General features: G+C 66.8%; 14 protein-coding genes. 8 read left to right on the top strand and 6 right to left on the bottom strand.

The window, feature by feature from the left end:
- Positions 1 to 357: 357 nt before the first annotated feature.
- The 3 genes from D1610_RS15125 to secG all read right to left on the bottom strand — a co-directional run bounded on the left by D1610_RS15125 (position 358) and on the right by secG (position 5,026).
- Positions 358 to 2,760 carry a TonB-dependent receptor gene (locus tag D1610_RS15125; protein WP_118865044.1) on the bottom strand — a complete coding sequence of 801 codons (2,403 nt, stop codon included), beginning with the start codon at positions 2,758 to 2,760 and terminating at the stop codon, positions 358 to 360.
- A 160-nt stretch (positions 2,761 to 2,920) separates the two neighbouring features.
- Positions 2,921 to 4,555: a CTP synthase gene (locus D1610_RS15120; RefSeq protein WP_118865043.1), complete on the bottom strand. Its 1,635-nt coding sequence runs from the start codon at positions 4,553 to 4,555 to the stop codon at positions 2,921 to 2,923.
- An 84-nt stretch (positions 4,556 to 4,639) separates the two neighbouring features.
- Complete coding sequence (gene secG, locus D1610_RS15115) at positions 4,640 to 5,026, bottom strand: preprotein translocase subunit SecG (RefSeq protein ID WP_118865042.1); 387 nt, start codon at positions 5,024 to 5,026, stop codon at positions 4,640 to 4,642.
- Between the two features lie 241 nt (positions 5,027 to 5,267).
- On the opposite strand from secG, the gene D1610_RS15110 reads away from it, so the two are divergent.
- From D1610_RS15110 to eda, 8 genes are all read left to right on the top strand, one after another.
- On the top strand, positions 5,268 to 5,594 hold the full coding sequence (locus tag D1610_RS15110; RefSeq protein ID WP_118865041.1) for a MarR family transcriptional regulator: 327 nt from the start codon (positions 5,268 to 5,270) through the stop codon (positions 5,592 to 5,594).
- Positions 5,595 to 5,619: 25 nt separating this feature from the next.
- Positions 5,620 to 5,910, top strand: a complete 291-nt coding sequence (locus tag D1610_RS15105) for an SH3 domain-containing protein (RefSeq protein ID WP_118865040.1) — start codon at positions 5,620 to 5,622, stop codon at positions 5,908 to 5,910.
- Positions 5,907 to 6,824 carry an N-acetyl-gamma-glutamyl-phosphate reductase gene (gene argC, locus D1610_RS15100; RefSeq protein WP_118865039.1) on the top strand — a complete coding sequence of 306 codons (918 nt, stop codon included), beginning with the start codon at positions 5,907 to 5,909 and terminating at the stop codon, positions 6,822 to 6,824. The genes D1610_RS15105 and argC overlap by 4 nt, the downstream gene beginning before the upstream one ends.
- A 14-nt stretch (positions 6,825 to 6,838) precedes the next feature.
- Entirely contained in the window at positions 6,839 to 8,296 is a 1,458-nt protein-coding gene (zwf, locus tag D1610_RS15095; protein ID WP_118865038.1) for a glucose-6-phosphate dehydrogenase, read from the top strand.
- Positions 8,297 to 8,321: 25 nt separating this feature from the next.
- Complete coding sequence (gene pgl, locus D1610_RS15090) at positions 8,322 to 9,032, top strand: 6-phosphogluconolactonase (RefSeq protein WP_118865037.1); 711 nt, start codon at positions 8,322 to 8,324, stop codon at positions 9,030 to 9,032.
- A complete protein-coding gene (gene edd, locus D1610_RS15085; RefSeq protein ID WP_118865036.1) occupies positions 9,029 to 10,849 on the top strand; it encodes a phosphogluconate dehydratase in 1,821 nt (606 codons plus the stop codon). The genes pgl and edd overlap by 4 nt, the downstream gene beginning before the upstream one ends.
- Before the next feature lie 111 nt (positions 10,850 to 10,960).
- The gene (gene glk / locus D1610_RS15080) at positions 10,961 to 11,929 is read left to right on the top strand and encodes a glucokinase (RefSeq protein WP_118865035.1); all 969 of its coding nucleotides are present in this window, start codon (positions 10,961 to 10,963) and stop codon (positions 11,927 to 11,929) included.
- A 14-nt stretch (positions 11,930 to 11,943) separates the two neighbouring features.
- A complete protein-coding gene (gene eda, locus D1610_RS15075) occupies positions 11,944 to 12,528 on the top strand; it encodes a bifunctional 4-hydroxy-2-oxoglutarate aldolase/2-dehydro-3-deoxy-phosphogluconate aldolase (protein WP_118865159.1) in 585 nt (194 codons plus the stop codon).
- A 113-nt stretch (positions 12,529 to 12,641) separates the two neighbouring features.
- Here the strand turns inward: eda and alaS are convergent, their stop codons facing one another.
- From alaS to D1610_RS15060, 3 genes are read right to left on the bottom strand one after another with little or no spacing between them, the layout of a single operon-like run.
- Entirely contained in the window at positions 12,642 to 15,296 is a 2,655-nt protein-coding gene (gene alaS / locus D1610_RS15070; RefSeq protein ID WP_118865034.1) for an alanine--tRNA ligase, read from the bottom strand.
- A 40-nt stretch (positions 15,297 to 15,336) separates the two neighbouring features.
- Positions 15,337 to 16,560: a M24 family metallopeptidase gene (locus tag D1610_RS15065; RefSeq protein ID WP_245942301.1), complete on the bottom strand. Its 1,224-nt coding sequence runs from the start codon at positions 16,558 to 16,560 to the stop codon at positions 15,337 to 15,339.
- Between the two features lie 14 nt (positions 16,561 to 16,574).
- Positions 16,575 to 17,891 (bottom strand): dicarboxylate/amino acid:cation symporter, encoded by a 1,317-nt coding sequence (locus tag D1610_RS15060; protein WP_245942300.1) that lies wholly within the window; start codon positions 17,889 to 17,891, stop codon positions 16,575 to 16,577.
- Positions 17,892 to 17,905 lie beyond the last annotated feature (14 nt).

Genomic DNA, 17,905 nt, shown 5'->3' with positions numbered 1-17,905 from the left:
GCGAAGGCCGCATAGCAATGCCTTATTCGAAGCGCAGGCAAAAGGCCGTGGTTCGGGGAGACCTCCAGCACCGCCCTTCACGGGGTGTCGATTGCGGAGGTACTTAAGGGGGCTGACGAGCAATCGTCACGCAGGCGCCCGGACTGGTGACAGTCCGGGCGTTTGTTGTTTGCGGCGAAGGTGGCATACGCACTGGTGCGCAAAGCGCATCGCCGCAAAACGGCCGGCGGGCGACATAAGGCCGCTCGTCCGACGAAGGCTTTGCCGGCATCCTCTACGCACATGCAAGAAGCGGCCCGCCGTCGCTGGCGGGCCGAGGTTGTCGCGCGAACGGTTCGGGAGCTTCGCGTGACGGTTCTAGAAAGTCTTGCTGAGCGTGAAGCCATAGGTTCGTGGATCGCCCGGCTGGCCGACGATCAGCCCGGTGCTGCCCGACTGGGTGGCGAGCACCTCGTAATATTCTTCGTCAAAGGCGTTGCGCACCCAGCCGAACAGATTCCATTCGTCGTCCGATCGAAAGCCGAGGCGAAAATTGGCCAGCGAATACCCCTCGATATCGGTGTAGACCGAACGCGAGGGATTGGACGAGAATTTGCTCCGCGCATTGCCATCGAAACCGAAATAGACTTGGCCGCTCGATCCCAGGACGCTCGCGGGCACGTTATACTCGAAACCGTAGGAGCCGGCGAAGCGCGACACGCCGGGCAGCCACTGGCCGGAAATGTCGCAATTGGCCGGACTGAAGCCGTTCGGCGTGCCCGGCGCATCGGGTGTGGCGCCGGCCGGCGTCGCCCGTCCGCCGGAAAGCTCGGGCGGGCATGGCGCATCGGTGAACTTGACGTACTTCGCGTCTGTGAAAGCGCCGCTCAGGTAGAAGGTGAGGCGTTCGCTCGGCCGCATGTTGAAATCCGCCTCCATCCCGCGCACGCGCACCTTCTCTGCATTTGCCAGATAGCCGCGCAGCACGCCCAGCTGGCCGTTGGTCACCGTCGCCTGATAATCGCGGATCTCGGTCCAGAAGCCGGCGAGATTGAAGGTCGCGCGCCGATCGAACAGCTGGGTCTTCAGCCCGATCTCGAAATGGTCGACCTTTTCCGGGCGGATGCTGGCGACGCTGAGGATCGGGTTGTTCTGGGCGTCGAGCGGCAGGCCCGACAGGTTGATGCCCCCCGATTTGAACCCCTTCGAATAGGTGGCGAAGGCGAGCACGTCGTCCGCCAGTTCGTAGGACACGGTGAAGTCGTAGGACAGGTTCCAGCCGCTGAACTCCGCCGTGTAGCTTTGCGGCGCGAGCACGCCGCGTTGGTCGCTGGTCAGCGGCGTGCCCGTGCCGTTCGTGACGGTCGCGACATAGCTGCCGTCCTTCTTGTCGTAGTTCAGGCGGATGCCGGGCTGCAGCTTGAGCCGATCGGTCACGCGCCAGCCGAGCTGGCCGAACGCGGCCAGGCTGGTGCTGCTGAAGCGAATGTCGTTCTCCGACCTGAGGCCGTCCAGCGTGGCGGAATCGTTTGCCGCCGAGCTGGTGGGGTTGAGCAGCCAGCGGCTGGCCGCGGGTCCCTGTTCCTGCGCGCCCGTCGTCACCTGCTTCTGGTGATAGGCGAACAGCCCCGCGACATAATCGAGCGTCTCGCCTGAGGCGGCATAGCGCAGCTCCTGCGAATATTGATCCTGCTGTGACGGATTGGCGGAAACGGTGGTGATCGGCAGGCCGGTGAAGTCGCGGTCGTTGGATGGCCCCCAATTCCAGAAGCGCCAGGCGGAGACCGAGGTCAGCGTGCCCGGCCCCACATCCCATTCAGCGCGCAGCGAGACCCCGCCGATTTCCTGGAATGCGTCGAGCGCGGTGTCGAGATCGGTCAGCCGGTCGAACGCGTTGCGGCTGGGCGGCTCGTAGCCGAACGCTTCGGCCAGGCCATCGAACTGCCGATTGAGCGGTCGCTGCGTCGCGCCGGTGCGGACATATATCTGCGCGCAGCATTCGGGATTCTGGCGATTGTAGTCGGCCGACAGCGTCAGATCGAGGTTCGGGCTGGCGCGCAGCAACAGCTGACCGCGCAGGCCGAGATTGTCCTGCTCGTTGACCCACTTGTCCGTCGTAACGTTGTAGATCGTTCCCTTCCGACGGCCCGACGAGGCGGCGAGGCGAATCGCAAGCACCTCATCGACGATCGGGCCCGAGACCGAAGCCTTGGCCTGGACCAGCTCGAGATTGCCGATGGTGATCTCCGCGCGTCCCTCGGGCGTGAAGGTGGGCTGGCGCGTGGTGATGTTGATCGCGCCCGCGGTGGTGTTCTTGCCGTAGAGCGTGCCCTGCGGGCCGCGCAGCACCTCGACCCGTTCGATGTCGAGGAAGTCGAAGGTCGCGGCCGCGATGCGGCTGTTGTAGACTTGGTCGATATAGACGCCGACGCCCTGTTCGATACCGTCGTTGGTCAGCCCGAACGGCGCGCCGAGCCCGCGAATGTTGGCGGCCGAATTGCGCGGGTTGGTCGTGTAGAATTGCAGCGACGGCTGCAGCTGCTGCAGCTTGTTGACGTTGATGTTGCCGGTCGCCTCGATCTGCTCGCCGCCGATCACGGAGATGGCGATAGGCACGTCCTGCACGCTCTCTTGCCGACGACGCGCGGTGACGAGGATGTCCCCTTCCCCGCTTGCGGACTCGGTCGTCGCCACATCCGCTGGCGGCTCTGCATCCTGAACTTCATGAGGTGTCTGCACCGCTGTCGCCAGCAAAATCCCCACGATCGAAGACACACCCATTGCCTGCTCCCTTTGTTGATCCTTTATTCCTATCTGAAAACTAGGATATAACGACAAGGCTGTTCTTGGCGAGAGGCAAGCGTGGCTATCCGGACGCGAACGCCGAACGGCTCGTCGTGATGTGGAGGTTAGCGCGTCTCAGGCGACGCGCGGTGTCGGATCAGACCAGCCGGCTCTGCTTGACCGCCGCCTCGATGAAGCTGGCGAACAGCGGGTGCGGATCGAACGGTTTGGATTTCAGCTCGGGGTGGAACTGCACGCCGACGAACCAGGGATGATCGGGCCGCTCGACGATCTCGGGCAGCTGGCCGTCGGGGGACATGCCGGAAAACACGAGCCCGCCCTTTTCCAATGCGTCGCGGTAGCCGGTATTGACCTCGTAGCGGTGGCGATGACGTTCGCTGATCGCATTCGCCCCGTAGATCGCGGCCACTACCGAATTGCCCGACAGCTTGGCCTCATAGGCCCCCAGCCGCATCGTGCCGCCGAGATCGCCGCCTTCCTCGCGCAACTGCAGGCCGTCGGCCGTCATCCACTCAGTGATCAGGCCGACGATGGGCTCTTCGGTCGGGCCGAACTCCGTGGAGGACGCGCCGTCGATTCCCGCCAATGACCGCGCGCCTTCGATGCAGGCCATCTGCATGCCGAAACAGATGCCGAAATAGGGGATGTCGCGTTCGCGCGCGAAGCGGACGCTGGCGATCTTGCCTTCCGCGCCGCGCTCGCCGAACGCGCCGGGGACCAGGATCGCGTGGCACGGCTCGAGCGCCGCGGCGATGTCGCTGTCGCCGCGTTCGAACAGCTCGGCATCGATCCAGCGAATCTTGACCTTCACGCGGTTGGCGATGCCGCCATGGACCAGCGCCTCGTTCAATGACTTATAAGCGTCCTGCAGGCCGACATATTTGCCGACGACGCCCACCGTCACCTCGCCCTCCGGATTGGTCAAGCGATCGACGATGTCCTCCCAGCGCGAAAGGTCGGGCTTGCCCTCGGGCACGATTCCACAGGCGCGCAGCACCTCCTCGTCCAGCCCCTCGGCATGATATTGCAGCGGCACCGCATAGATGCTCGCGGCATCGAGCGCGGGGATCACCGCTTCGCGCCGGACATTGCAGAACTGCGCGATCTTGGCGCGCTCGCTGGGCGGCAGCGGATGCTCGCAGCGGCACACCAGCACGTCAGGCTGGACGCCCAGCGCGGCAAGCTCGCGCACCGAATGCTGGGTCGGCTTGGTCTTCAGCTCGCCCGCCGCGGCGATGTAGGGCACCAAAGTCACATGGATGCTGACGGTGGAACCACGCGGCAGCTCGTTCCTCAACTGGCGGATCGCCTCGATGAAGGGCAGCGATTCGATGTCGCCGACGGTGCCGCCGATCTCGCACAGCACGAAATCTAGACCCTCAGTATCGGCCTGGGCGAACGCCTTGATCGCATCGGTGACGTGCGGGATCACCTGCACCGTCGCGCCCAGATAATCGCCGCGCCGCTCGCGCTGGATGATCGTCTGGTAGATCCGTCCCGACGTGACATTATCCGACTGGCGGCTGGGAACGCCGGTGAAGCGTTCGTAATGGCCGAGATCGAGGTCGGTCTCCGCGCCGTCGTCGGTCACATAGACCTCGCCGTGCTGGTACGGGCTCATCGTCCCGGGATCGACGTTCAGATACGGATCGAACTTGCGAATCCGCACATTATAGCCGCGCGCCTGCAGCAGCGCCGCGAGAGAGGCGGCCATCAGGCCCTTGCCAAGCGAAGACACCACGCCGCCGGTGATGAAAATAAACCGCGTCATGGGAGGATACGCCTAGGACAAAGCATGGCCGGGCGACAAGCGCCCGACTCCGCAAATATGGAAATAAAGGTTCGGGTTGCGCGCTTACTGCGCGAGCGGCACGTCGCCCGCAGGCGCGGTCTCGTTGCCGGCCGCCTGCGCCCCCGCGGCGGCGCCCGCCGCGAGCGGATCGGCCGGCGCGCCCTGCGGCGCGGTCTGCGCTGGCGTGCGGGCGAGTGAGGTATCGATCTCGCCGCCGCCATGACGGACCGACGCGATCGCCGCGAGGATGATGCTGAGCGTGACGAAGGCGATGGCGAGGCCGGTGGTCGCCCGCGTCAGGAAATTGGCGGCGCCGCGCGCCGACATCAGTCCGCCCGGACTGCCGCCGCCGCCCATGCCGAGCCCGCCACCCTCCGACCGCTGGATGAGAATCACGCCGACGAGCGAGGCGGCGATGATCGCCTGGATGACGAGGAGGAAGGTGAACATGCTGATCCCGATGTGCGAAGAGCGGCCAAGGCCTTGCGCGCCACATAGTCGCCGCGCCCTTCGCGATCAACCGGGCTGATCTCCTCCGCATCTGCTCGGACAAGAGAAAGAACAGGTGCGAAACCCCACGGCGTTCCGTGCGTTGTTTCGCCTGCGAGTGGTTTCTCCGCCCGCCCCGCTTCGGTTCGAAGTCGATTACGCGAGAGGTACAAAGGTGGCCCACCCCAGGCTCGGCCAATGGATGAAGACGCTGGTGGATTATGTCCGGTCGGGCGAGCCCGATCTCACCAATCGCCAGATGGCGCTGCTGCTGCTGGTTTATCTGGTGCCGGGGCCGCACACGGTGCGCGGTCTGGCGGCGAAATTGCAGGTGTCGAAGCCCGTCGTCACACGCGCCTTGAACAGGCTGGGCACGCTCGGCTATCTGCGCCGCCAGCGCGATGACAGCGACAAGCGCAACATCTTCATCGCCCGCACCGACGAAGGGGCCCAGTTTCTTGGCGAGTTCGAACAGTTCCTCTCCGCCGCCGCGGACCAGCAAGGGCGTCCCGCCGCCGCCGGCGCGTAGCCGCTTCGCGCTCACGGGTCCGTCCGTGAAGCTCGATCCGGCGCGCTTCGCGGTGCGCAGGGACCTAGCCGACGTCGCGCTCGCCGACCGGGTGTTTGCTCCGCATTATGCCAAGGCGCTGATGGCGGCGGCGATCGCCGATGACGTCGCAATCCTCGACGCTGGAAAGCCCGATGCCGGCCGGATAGCCGTGCTGGAAAAGGGCGACGTGTTCCGCGTGCTGGAGATCACCGACGATTACGCCTGGGGCCAGGCGGGCGAGGCCGGCGCGGTCGGCTTCGTCGATCGGCACGCGCTGGCGGCGACGGCCGAATGACCGCACGGGTCTTCATCGATGGCGCGCACGGGACCACCGGTCTCGAAATCCGTGAACGGCTGGGCGAACGGCGCGATATCGCGCTGATCGTCCTCGACGAGGCCGAACGGCGCGATCCGGCGGCGCGCGAGCGTGCGCTCAAGGGCGCCGACTTCGCCATATTGTGCCTGCCCGACGACGCCGCGCGGGAAGCGGTGGCGCTGACCGGCGACGCGCCGGTGCGGTTCATCGACGCATCGACCGCGCACCGCACCGATCCCGCCTGGGTATACGGTTTTCCGGAATTCGCCGCCGGACAGCGCGCCGCGATCGCAAGCGCCCGCTATGTCAGCAATCCGGGTTGCTATTCTACCGGCTTTCTCGCGCTCGTCGCCCCGCTCGTCGCCGCCGGGGTGCTCGATGCCGCGACGCCGTTCACCGTCAACGCCGTCTCGGGCTATTCGGGCGGCGGCAAGGCGATGATCGCCGAGTTCGAGGGCGGCGGCGAGGACACCGCCTTTCGCGCCTATGCGATGGGCCTGCAGCACAAGCATGTGCCGGAGATGCAGGAGCGCGCCGGACTGTCGCGTGCGCCGCTGTTCGCCCCAGCCGTCGTGCGCACCTATCGCGGGATGGTGGTCGAGGTGCCGCTGGTCGATTCGCCGCCGGTCACCGTGCTGCACGAGGCGCTCGATAGTTTTTATAGGGACGCCGCATTGGTTTCGGTGGTTCACGGCGACCAGGCCGATATCGTACGGATCGAGGAGAATGCGGGCAGCGATCGAATGACGCTGCGCGTGTTCGGCAATGACGACCGCCGCCAGGCACGCCTGGTCGCGACGCTCGACAATCTGGGCAAGGGCGCGTCCGGAGCGGCGGTGCAGTCGCTCAACATCATGGCGGGGCTCGAAGAGACCGCGGGCCTGAGGCTCTGAGGGGGAAGACACGCATGCGAGAGGCCGTTTCCAAGCTGCTGCTGTTCGGCGCGACGGGCGATCTGGCCAAACGGATGCTGTTGCCCTCGCTCTACGGCCTCCATGCAGACGGGCTGTTGCCGCAGGGCCTGGAAATCTACGCCACCGCCCGTTCGGACCATGACGACGCCGCCTATCGCGATCTCGCCAAGGCGGCGCTCGACGAGTTCCTGCCCGACGACCGCAAGGACGAAAGCCATATCGGCGGGTTCCTCGACCGGCTGTTCTACCAGCCGCTCGACGCCTCGAAGACCGAGGGCTTCGACGATCTGGCGAGGAAGATCGGCGACGTCTCGGGCGGACTCGCCATCTTCCTCTCGACCGCGCCCTCGCTGTTCGAGCCGACCATCGCCGGGCTGAAATCGGCAGGCCTGGCGGGCGATAACGTCCGCATCGGCCTGGAGAAGCCGCTGGGCCATGATCTCGAATCGTCGCGCCATATCAACGATGCGGTTGCCAGGGCGTTTCCGGAGGATCGCACCTTCCGCATCGACCATTATCTGGGCAAGGAGACCGTCCAGAACATCCTGGCGCTCAGGTTCGGCAACACCATGTTCGAGCCGGTGTGGAACGCCAACGGCATCGCCCATGTCCAGATCACCGTCAGCGAGACGGTCGGGCTGGAGGGTCGCGCCGGCTTCTACGACGATACCGGCGCGATCCGCGACATGGTGCAGAACCACATGCTCCAGCTGCTCGCGCTCGTCGCGATGGAGCCGCCCGCGCAGTTCGACGCGACGGCGATCCGCAATGAAAAGGTCAAGGTGCTGCAATCGCTGCGCACCATCGGCAAGGAAGAGGTCGCGACGCACACCGTGACCGGCCAATATGCGGAAGGCGCGGTCGGCCAGCAGCCGGTGCCAGGCTATGCGGAAGAGCTGGGCAAGCCCTCCACGACCGAAACCTTCGTCGCCGTGAAGGCGCACATCGACAATTGGCGCTGGCAGGGCGTGCCCTTCTACCTGCGTACCGGCAAGCGTATGCCCAGACGCCAGTCCGAGATCTATATCCAGTTCAAGGCGGTGCCGCATTCGATCTTCGCCGAGCGTGGCGGCGCGCTGCAGCCCAACAAGCTGATCATCCGCCTGCAGCCCGAGGAATATGTCCGGCTGATGGTGATGGCGAAGGAGCCGGGGCTGGACCGCGAGGGCGTGCGCCTGCGCGAGGTGCCGCTCGACCTGTCGCTGACGAGCGCCTTCGCCGGCACGCGCCGCCGCATCGCCTACGAACGGCTGCTGCTGGACTTGATCGAAGGCGACCCCACATTGTTCGTGCGCCGCGACGAGGTCGAGGCGCAGTGGAGCTGGATCGATTCGATCCGTGCCGGCTGGCAATCGGGCGGGATCACGCCCAAGAGCTACGCCGCGGGCAGCTGGGGCCCGTCATCGGCCATCGCGCTCACCGAGCGCGACGGCGTGACGTGGCACGACTGACGTATGAACACATGAAGGAGACACCATGACGACCGAGATCGAATGGTGGGATTATGACGATGCCGATGAGTTCGCGGAAGCCGTGGCGGGCGATGCGGGCTTCGTCATCGAAAGCGCGATCGACGCGCGCGGCGCGGCGGTGATCGCGCTCAGCGGCGGCAGGACGCCATGGCCGGCCTATGAGGCGCTGGCGAAGCAGAAGCTCGACTGGAAGCGGGTGACGATCATCCCGACCGACGACCGGCTTGTGCCGATGGGTCACGAGCTGTCGAACGTCACCGGCCTCGCCAAGATATTCATGGCAAAGGGCGCGCGGGTATTCCCGATCACCAGCGATGCGGCCGAAGATTACAAGGCCGCCGGGCGCGCCGCCGATGCGCGGCTGCAGGACGTCCACTGGCCGCTCGATTTCTGCCTGCTCGGCGTCGGCGCGGACGGGCATACCGCCTCGATCTTCCCCGGCCCCGATTTCGACGAGGCCGTGGCCGGTCCCAAGGAGCGCCGCGCGCTGGGCGTGCGCCCCGATCCGCTGCCGCCCGAAGCGGCGGTCGACCGCGTGACATTGAGCCGCGCGGCAATCGTCTCCGCCCGGGCGCTCGCCATCGCCATTTCCGGCAAGGAGAAGAAGGCGGTGGTTGAGCGCGCGATCAACGAAGGGCCGCTCTCCACCTTCCCGATCGGTCGCGTATTGTCGGATGCCGAGCTGCCCGTCGATATCCACTGGTTGGACGCATGACTCTCCATGTCGAGCTCGAAGCGGTCACCGCGCGCATCCGTGCCGCATCGGCGGAATCGCGCGGCCGCTATCTCGACCTGATCGCCCGCGAGCGCGATTCGGGCGTCGATCGCCCCCGGCTCGGCTGCGCCAATCTGGCGCACGGCTATGCCGGCACCGACGAGCAGCGCGACGCGATGCGCTTCGGCGGCGCGATGAACATCGGCATCGTCACCGCTTACAACGACATGCTGTCGGCGCACGCGACCTATTATCGCTATCCCGAGCAGATCAAGATCTGGGCGCGCGAGTTCGGCGTCACCGCGCAGGTCGCGGGCGGCGTGCCGGCGATGTGCGACGGCGTCACCCAAGGCTATCCGGGCATGGAGCTGTCGCTGTTCAGTCGCGACACCATCGCGCTCTCCACCGCCGTAGCGCTGAGCCACGGCATGTTCGAGGGCGCGCTGCTGCTGGGCATTTGCGACAAGATCGTTCCCGGCCTGCTGATCGGCGCGCTCCGCTTCGGCCATCTGCCGATGGTGATGGTGCCGGGCGGCCCGATGCGTCACGGCCTGCCCAACAAGGAAAAGGCGGCGGTCCGCGAACGCTTCGCGGAAGGGAAAGCGACCGCGGAAGAGCTGCTCGACGCGGAGATCGCCGCCTATCACGGCAAGGGCACCTGCACCTTCTACGGCACCGCCAATTCCAACCAGATGATGATGGAGGTGATGGGCCTCCATGTTCCTGGCGCCGCCTTCGCCAATCCGCAGACCAAGCTGCGCCAGGAGCTGACTCGCGAGGCCGTGCGCCGCGTCGCCGGCCTGGGGGCGAAGGGTGACGATTACCGCCCGCTCGGGCTCTGCGTGGATGAACGCGCCATCGTCAACGCGGCGGTGGTGCTGCTCGCCACCGGCGGATCGACCAACCATCTGATCCACCTGCCCGCCATCGCGCGCGCCGCGGGCGTGGCGATCGACTGGGAGGATTTCGACCGCCTGTCCAAGGTCGTGCCGCTGCTGGCGCGCGTCTATCCCAACGGATCGGCCGATGTGAACGCGTTCGAGGATGCCGGCGGGCCACCGTTCGTCATCCGCGAGCTGTTGTCGGGCGGGCTGCTCCACCGCGACATCCTGACCATCGCCGACGGCGACCTGGGCGCCTATACGCGCAAGCCGGTGATCGAAAGCGATGCGCTCGCCTGGCCCGAGTTGCCCGCCGAAAGCGGCGATTCGACCATCGTCCGCACGCTTGCCGATCCCTTCTCGCCCGAAGGGGGCTTTCGCATTCTGGCCGGCAATCTCGGCCGCGCCTGCATCAAGGTCTCGGCGGTCGAACGCGATCGCTGGACAATCGAGGCGCCCGCGCGCGTGTTCCACGATCAGATATCGGTGCAGGAAGCGTTCAAGCGCGGCGAGCTGGATCGCGACGTCGTCGTCGTCGTCCGCTATCAGGGTCCCCGCGCCAACGGCATGCCCGAACTGCACAAGCTGACCCCGCCGCTCGGCGTGCTGCAGAATCGCGGCTTCCGCGTCGCGCTCGTCACCGATGGCCGCATGTCGGGCGCGAGCGGCAAGGTGCCCTGCGCCATCCACACCAGCCCCGAAGCGCTGGGCGGCGGGCCGCTGGGCAAGGTGATCGACGGCGACATCGTCCGCGTCTGCGCGGTCGAAGGCGTGCTGGAGGCGCTGGTGCCCGCGGACGAATGGGCGGCCCGCCCCTTCGCCCCGGCGCCCGTAGCCGCCGACGGCACCGGCCGCGAACTGTTCGCCATGCTGCGCAACCATTGCGACGAAGCCGAGAGGGGCGCCTCGGCAATGTTGGCGGAGGCTGGATTGTGAACTGTTCCCTCCCCCTTTCGGGGGGAGAGAGGGTTGGGAGAGGGGAAGTGCGAGACGGTGGTGACGGGCCCCTCTCCCCGACCCTCTCCCCTGAAGGGGAGAGGGAGTTAAATGGAAATCGTATCCGTCGATATCGGCGGCACCCATGCCCGCTTCGCCATCGCTGACGTGGCGGAGGGGCGCGTCGCTTCGCTGAGCGAACCGGTGACGATGAAGACCGCCGAGCATGGCAGCCTGCAACTCGCCTGGGAGGCGTTCGGCGAAACGCTCGGCCGGCCGCTGCCGCGCGCGGGCGCGATCGCGGTCGCTTCGCCGATCTCGGGCGAATTGATCAAGCTGACCAACAATCCCTGGGTGATCCGCCCCGCGCTGATCCCCTCCAAGCTCAACCTCGACAGCCATGTCCTGATCAACGATTTCGGCGCGGTCGGCCATGCCGTGGCTCAGGTAGGGCCCGAGCATTTCGAGCATCTGTGCGGCCCGGACAAGGCCTTCCCCGATCGCGGATCGATCACCGTCTGCGGCCCCGGCACCGGGCTCGGCGTCGCGCAGGTGCTGCGCACCGGCCATGGCTATCATGTGATCGAGACCGAGGGCGGGCACATGGATTTCGCCCCGCTCGACAAGCTGGAGGACGCGATCCTCGCCCGGCTGCGCAAGAGCTATACGCGCGTGTCGGTGGAACGCATCTGCGCCGGGCCGGGGATCATCGCAATCTATGAGGCGCTCGCCTCGATCGAGGGCCGCGCGGTGCGGCAGGTGGACGACAAGACTTTGTGGGGCATGGCGCTGGAGGGAACCGACAGCCTGGCGGCGGCCGCGCTCGACCGGTTCTGCCTCGCGCTAGGCGCGGTCGCCGGCGATCTGGCGCTGGCGCACGGCCCGAAGGGCGTCGTCATCGCCGGCGGCCTCGGTCTCAGGATCAAGGACGCGCTCAAGCAATCCGGCTTCGCCAACCGCTTCGTCGCCAAGGGGCGCTTTCAGTCGCTTATGTCGACCATCCCGGTGAAGCTCATCACCCATCCCCAGCCGGGCCTCTACGGCGCCGCGGCCGCCTATGCGCAGGAGTTCGCCAAGTGAGTATCGATCAGATCATGCGAACCGCGCCGGTAATTCCGGTGCTGGTGGTGGAAGACGCCGCCACCGCCCGCCCGCTCGCGGAAGCATTGGTCGCGGGCGGCTTGCGCGTGCTCGAAGTGACGCTGCGCACGGCCGCCGCGCTCGACGTGATTCGCGAGATGAAGACGGTCGAGGGCGCGATCGTCGGCGCAGGCACGGTGGTGCGCGAAGACCAGTTCGCGCAAGCCGTGGACGCGGGGGCGGAGTTCATCGTCTCCCCCGGCCTGACGCAGCGGCTGGGCGACGTGATCGTCGAAAGCGGCGTGCCCTATCTGCCCGGAGTCGCCAATGCCGGCGACATCATGCGTGGCATGGAACTGGGGCTGAATCGCTTCAAATTCTTCCCCGCCGAAGCCGCTGGCGGGCTGAAGGCGTTGAAGGCGCTGGCCGCACCCTTCTACGAAGCGCGCTTCTGCCCCACCGGCGGCATCACCCAGGCGACCGCGCCCGAATGGCTGGCGTTCGATCCGGTGCTGTGCGTTGGCGGCAGCTGGATCACCGGCGGGAGCATGGAAGAGGTCACCGAACGAGCAAAGGCTGCGGTGCGTTTGGGCGCCTGACTCTCAACCCGTCACCCCGGACCTGTTCCGGGGTCCATCGTGCCCCAAGCTCGGCCCGTTCATGTGGAGAGATGGACGCCGGAACAAGTCCGGGGTGACGGAGGGATGGGGTGCTAAGCCCCCACCGTCTCCAAAGCCTCGCGCACCGCCGCGATCGCGTCGGAAGCCTTGGCTCCATCGGGCCCGCCGCCCTGCGCCATGTCAGGCCGGCCGCCGCCGCCCTGACCGCCCAAAGCAGCGACTGCGCGCTTGACCAGGTCGACCGCGCTGCGGCTCGCCACCAGATCGTCGGTCACGCCGACGGCGACCGAGGCGCGGCCTTCGTTGACCGCGACCAGCGCCGCGACGCCTGATCCGATACGCTGCTTCATCTCGTCGACCGCGCCGCGCAGACCCTTGGGATCGAGTCCGTCGACCACCTGACCGAGGAACGCGACACCGCCGATATCCTCCGGCCCGGCCGCATCCGTCGCCTTGCCGCCGCCCATCGCCAGCGCCTTCTTCGCGTCGGCCAATTCGCGCTCCAGCCGGCGCCGGTCTTCAACGAGCGTCGCAACGCGAGCGGCGGCCTCCTCGGGCGAGGCCTTGAGCGTCGCGGCGATTTCCTTCAGCCGTTCGTCCCGACCGTTCAGCCATTGCCGCGCGGCCTCGCCGGTCAACGCCTCGATCCTGCGGACGCCGCTGGATACGGCGCTCTCACTGACGATCTTGAACAGCGCGATATCGCCCAGCGCGCGGACATGCGTGCCGCCGCACAGCTCGACCGAATAATGTTTATCGGCGAGCGCGCCCATCGAAAGCACGCGCACTTCGTCGCCATATTTCTCGCCGAACAGCGCCAGCGCGCCAGCGGCGACGGCGTCGTCCGGGGTCATCAGCCGGGTGACGACATCCTCGTTGCCGCGGATCTCGCGGTTTACGTCCGCCTCTATATCGGCGATCTGCTGCGCGGTCAGGGCATTGGGGTGCGAGAAATCGAAGCGCAGCCGATCGGGCGCGACCAGGCTGCCCTTCTGCGTGACGTGCCCGCCCAGGCGCTCGCGCAGCGCCGCGTGCAGCAGATGCGTCGCCGAATGGTTGGCGCGCAGCATGTCGCGGCGCGCGACGTCGATCGCGAGGTGGACGGTGTCGCCCATCGCGATCTCACCCGCCTCGATCCTCGCATGCATGGCGTGCAGCCGGCCCAGTGGTTTCGACGTGTCGGCAACAGTTGCACGCAAGCCCTTGTCATTGCTGATCGCGCCCGCGTCGCCCATCTGGCCGCCGCTCTCGCCATAGAAGGGTGTCTGGTTGGTCAACACGACACCCTCGTCGCCGTCAGCCAGCCGCTCCACCAGCGCGCCGTCCTTGACAAGCGCGACCACCTGCCCCTCGCCTTCGGTCGAGGTATAGCCGGTGAACTCGGTGCCGCCTGCTTCCTCGGCGATGTCGAACCACAGATCGTCGCTGGCTTTGGCTCCCGATCCCTTCCACGCGGCGCGCGCCGCACGCTTCTGCTCGGCCATCGCCGCATCGAAACCGGCGCGATCGACGTGCAGACCCTGTGCGCGCAGCGCATCCTCGGTCAGGTCATAGGGGAAACCATAGGTGTCGTAGAGCTTGAACGCCGTTTCGCCGGGCAGCGTGCCGCCCTCTCCCAGCCCCTCGGTCGCCTCGTCGAGCAGCTTGAGCCCGCGGTCGAGCGTCTGGCGGAAGCGCGTCTCCTCCTGCAGCAAGGTGGCCTCGATCAGCGGCTGGGCGCGGACCAGCTCCGGATAGGCCGCGCCCATCTCTGCGACCAGGCTCGGCACCAGCCGGTGCATAAGCGGATCCTTCGCGCCCAGCAGGCGCGCATGGCGCATCGCCCGGCGCATGATCCGGCGCAGCACATAGCCGCGGCCCTCGTTCGCCGGCAGCACGCCGTCCGCGACGAGAAAACCCGACGAGCGCAGATGATCGGCGATCACGCGGTGGCTCGCCTGGGTGCGTCCGGTGGTTGGGGTATGGGTCAGCGCGCCGCTTTCGGCGATCAGCGCCTTGAAGGTGTCGGTGTCGTAATTGTCGTGGACGCCCTGCAGCACCGCCGCGACGCGCTCCAGCCCCATGCCGGTGTCGATCGACGGACGCGGCAGATCGCCGATGATCTCATCACTCTCCTGCAGAAACTGCATGAAGACGAGATTCCAGATTTCGACGAACCGGTCGCCGTCCTCATCCGGGCTGCCAGGAGGGCCGCCTGGAATGTGATCGCCATGATCGTAGAAGATTTCCGAACACGGCCCGCACGGCCCGTCCGCGCCCATCGCCCAGAAATTGTCCTTGGTCGCGATGCGGATGATGCGGCTTTCCGGAAGCCCGGCGATCTTCTTCCACAGATCGAACGCCTGATCGTCGGTGTGATAGACCGTAGCGGTCAGCTTCTCCGGGGCCAGGCCCCAGACCTTGGTCAGCAGCGTCCAGGCGTGCGTGATCGCCTGTTCCTTGAAATAGTCGCCGAAGCTGAAATTGCCCAGCATTTCGAAGAAGGTATGATGCCGGGCGGTGTAGCCGACATTGTCGAGATCGTTGTGCTTGCCGCCGGCGCGGACGCACTTCTGGCTCGACACCGCAGTCGAATAGGGGCGCGTTTCAAGGCCGGTGAAGACGTTCTTGAACGGCACCATGCCCGCATTGACGAACATGAGCGTCGGATCGTTGTGCGGCACCAGCGGGGCGGACGGCACGCGGGCATGCCCGGCGCTCTCGAAATAATCGAGGAAGGAACGGCGGATGTCGTTGGTCGAGCTCATGCGTGCGATCTAATCGCGGACATGCGGCTTGCCAAGAACATCAACCGAACGGAGCGTCGAGCGATTTGGGCGGGGTGGAGAACCATTGCGGGCCGGCTGCCGCCATATGCAGGCAGTCCTCCAGGCGGACGCCGAACATGCCGGGGAGGTAGAGGCCCGGCTCGTTGGAGAAGCACATGCCGAGGGCGAGCTTCGTCGTCTCGCCGCGGACGAAATTGACCGGTTCGTGGCCGTCCATGCCGATGCCGTGGCCGGTGCGGTGCGACAGGCCGGGAAGCGCATAGTCCGGACCGAAGCCGTGCTTGAGATAGAAGGCGCGCACGGCATCGTCGACCGATCCGGCGGGCCGGCCGATGCGCGCGGCGCGGAAGGCGACCTGCTGGCCTTCCGCGACCAGATCCCACACGCGGCGGACTTCGGCCGGAGCGGCGCCTGGAACGAAGGTGCGCGACACGTCCGATTCATAGTCGTGGACGCTGCAGCCGCAGTCCATCAACACGACCTCCCCCTCGCGCACCGCCTGGGGCTTGCCGGTGCCGTGCGGATAGGCGGCCGCCTCGCCAAGCAGGATCAGGTTGAACTCGGGACTGCCGCCCAGCGCGCGGGTGGCCGCGGACATCAGCGCGCCGATCTCGCGCGGCGTCATCCCTTCACGGATACGCGGGTAGATCCATTTGTAGGCGGCGATGGTGACGTTGGTCGCCGCCTGCATCAGCGCGATCTCCGCGGCGGACTTGATCATGCGGCAGCCGCGCACGACGGGGTTGGCGGAGACGATCTCGACCCTCGGCAGCACCTTGCGCAGACCATCGACGGCGAAGAAACGGACGGTCTCCTCGACGCCGACGGGCTTTGCCGCAACGTCGCGATCGCGCAGCACGCCCGCGACTACGGTCAGCGGGTCCTCATGCTCCTGCCAGACGCGGATATCGGCGTCGATGCCCAGCGATTCCTCGACCGAGGGCCGTTCGAAAAAGGGCGTGACGATCACCGGCTTGCCCTTCGCCGGGATCACCGCGGCGGTCAGCCGCTCGCTGCGGCCCCAGCGCACGCCGGTGAAATAGACCAGGCTGGCGCCGGGTTCGACCAGGATCGCGCCGATGCCGTGCTCGGCCATCAGCGCCTGCGCGCGCTCCAGCCGCGCCCGCCGCTCGGCCAGGCCGATTGGATGGACGGCGGCGGTGATGTTCGACAGGCCGCTGGTGTCGATTTCCTGCGGGAATGCCTTCGCGGCGAAGGGGAGCGCCAGGCCGGCACCGATCATCGATCGCCTGGAGATCATGTGCCGGCGACCTCCACCTCGGCGGGCTCACCGGCGGAAATAACCTGGGCCGCGACGAGATCGCCGATGACGTTTAGGGTGGTGCGGCACATGTCGAGGAAGCGGTCGACGCCAAGCACGAGGCCGATGCCCTCGGGCGGCACGCCCACCATGCCGAGGATCAGCGCGACGACGGGGAGCGAACCGGCCGGCACGCCGGCGGTGCCGATACCGCCCAGGATGCAGACGAGCATCACCATCACCTGCTGCCACAGGCTCAGTTCGACGCCGAAGAACTGCGCGAGGAACAGCACGGTCACGCCCTCGAACATCGCGGTGCCGTTCTGGTTGGCGGTGGCGCCGATGGTGAGGACGAATCGGGCGACGCGGCGCGGCAGGCCCAGCATCTCGTCCGCGACGCGCAGCGAGGTGGGAAGTGTCGCGTTGGACGAGGCGGTCGAGAAGGCCATGACGCTCGCCTCCTGCGTCTCGCGGAAGAAGGCGATGGGCGACTTGCCCCCGGCGAACTTCAGGAGCAGCGGGAAGACGACGAACATCTGGATGGCGAGCGCGAGCAGCACCACGCCGACGAACGCCGAGAGCCGCACGAGCAGGTCCCAGCCGAACAGCGCCGCCAGGTTGAACATGAAGCAGGCGACGGCGAGCGGCGCGAGGCGGATGACGATGCCGATCAGGCGCATCGTCACCTCGAACAGACCCTCAATGCCGGCCTTCAGCGCGCGGGCGTTGGGCGTGTCGGTCAGCATCACGCCGATGCCGAAGAACAGCGCGAAGAACATCACCGACAGGATCGCCGCGTTGCTGCCCATCGCGCCGACGACATTGTCCGGCACGATGCCGACCACTGCGGACATGCCGCTGGGCGTTTCCGCACCCCGATCGATGATCGCGCGGGCGCCGGCTTCGGCGTCGGCGAGCATCGATCGGGCGAGCACGGGATCGACGCCGTTGCCGGGCTGGAGCAGGTTCACCACCACCAGGCTGACGATGACGGCGATGGTCGAGACGATAATCGTATAGCCGAGCGTGCGCAGGCCGACGCGCTTCAGCGAGCGTATCTCACCCATTTCCGAGATGCCGACGACGAGCGCGGAAAAGAGCAGAGGGATGACGAGCATGAACAGCAGGCGCAGGAAGATCTGGCCGATCGGACCGGTGACGTAGGTGGTCACCGCTTCCACCCACGGCGCACCGGGTGCGGAGACGTGGACGATCAGGCCGCCGATCAGGCCGACAAGGAAGCCGACCAGCATCTGATATTGAAGCGACAGCCCCTTCTTCTCGGTCGCCCGTTCGGCTGCGGTTTCAGGCATCTACGCGTCCCCCA

It is taken from the genome of Sphingomonas gilva (genome assembly GCF_003515075.1).
In the GTDB taxonomy this organism is placed as follows: Bacteria; Pseudomonadota; Alphaproteobacteria; order Sphingomonadales; family Sphingomonadaceae; genus Sphingomonas; species Sphingomonas gilva.
This window is presented reverse-complemented; position numbering and strand designations above follow the sequence as displayed.

Bases quoted from the DNA above. Each gene is read 5' to 3' on its own strand.
- D1610_RS15125 (WP_118865044.1), bottom strand. From the start codon at position 2,760: ATGGGTGTGTCTTCGATCGTGGGGATTTTGCTGGCGACAGCGGTGCAG.
- D1610_RS15120 (WP_118865043.1), bottom strand. From the start codon at position 4,555: ATGACGCGGTTTATTTTCATCACCGGCGGCGTGGTGTCTTCGCTTGGC.
- secG (WP_118865042.1), bottom strand. From the start codon at position 5,026: ATGTTCACCTTCCTCCTCGTCATCCAGGCGATCATCGCCGCCTCGCTC.
- D1610_RS15110 (WP_118865041.1), top strand. From the start codon at position 5,268: ATGAAGACGCTGGTGGATTATGTCCGGTCGGGCGAGCCCGATCTCACC.
- argC (WP_118865039.1), top strand. From the start codon at position 5,907: ATGACCGCACGGGTCTTCATCGATGGCGCGCACGGGACCACCGGTCTC.
- zwf (WP_118865038.1), top strand. From the start codon at position 6,839: ATGCGAGAGGCCGTTTCCAAGCTGCTGCTGTTCGGCGCGACGGGCGAT.
- pgl (WP_118865037.1), top strand. From the start codon at position 8,322: ATGACGACCGAGATCGAATGGTGGGATTATGACGATGCCGATGAGTTC.
- edd (WP_118865036.1), top strand. From the start codon at position 9,029: ATGACTCTCCATGTCGAGCTCGAAGCGGTCACCGCGCGCATCCGTGCC.
- glk (WP_118865035.1), top strand. From the start codon at position 10,961: ATGGAAATCGTATCCGTCGATATCGGCGGCACCCATGCCCGCTTCGCC.
- eda (WP_118865159.1), top strand. From the start codon at position 11,944: ATGCGAACCGCGCCGGTAATTCCGGTGCTGGTGGTGGAAGACGCCGCC.
- alaS (WP_118865034.1), bottom strand. From the start codon at position 15,296: ATGAGCTCGACCAACGACATCCGCCGTTCCTTCCTCGATTATTTCGAG.
- D1610_RS15065 (WP_245942301.1), bottom strand. From the start codon at position 16,560: ATGATCGGTGCCGGCCTGGCGCTCCCCTTCGCCGCGAAGGCATTCCCG.
- D1610_RS15060 (WP_245942300.1), bottom strand. From the start codon at position 17,891: ATGCCTGAAACCGCAGCCGAACGGGCGACCGAGAAGAAGGGGCTGTCG.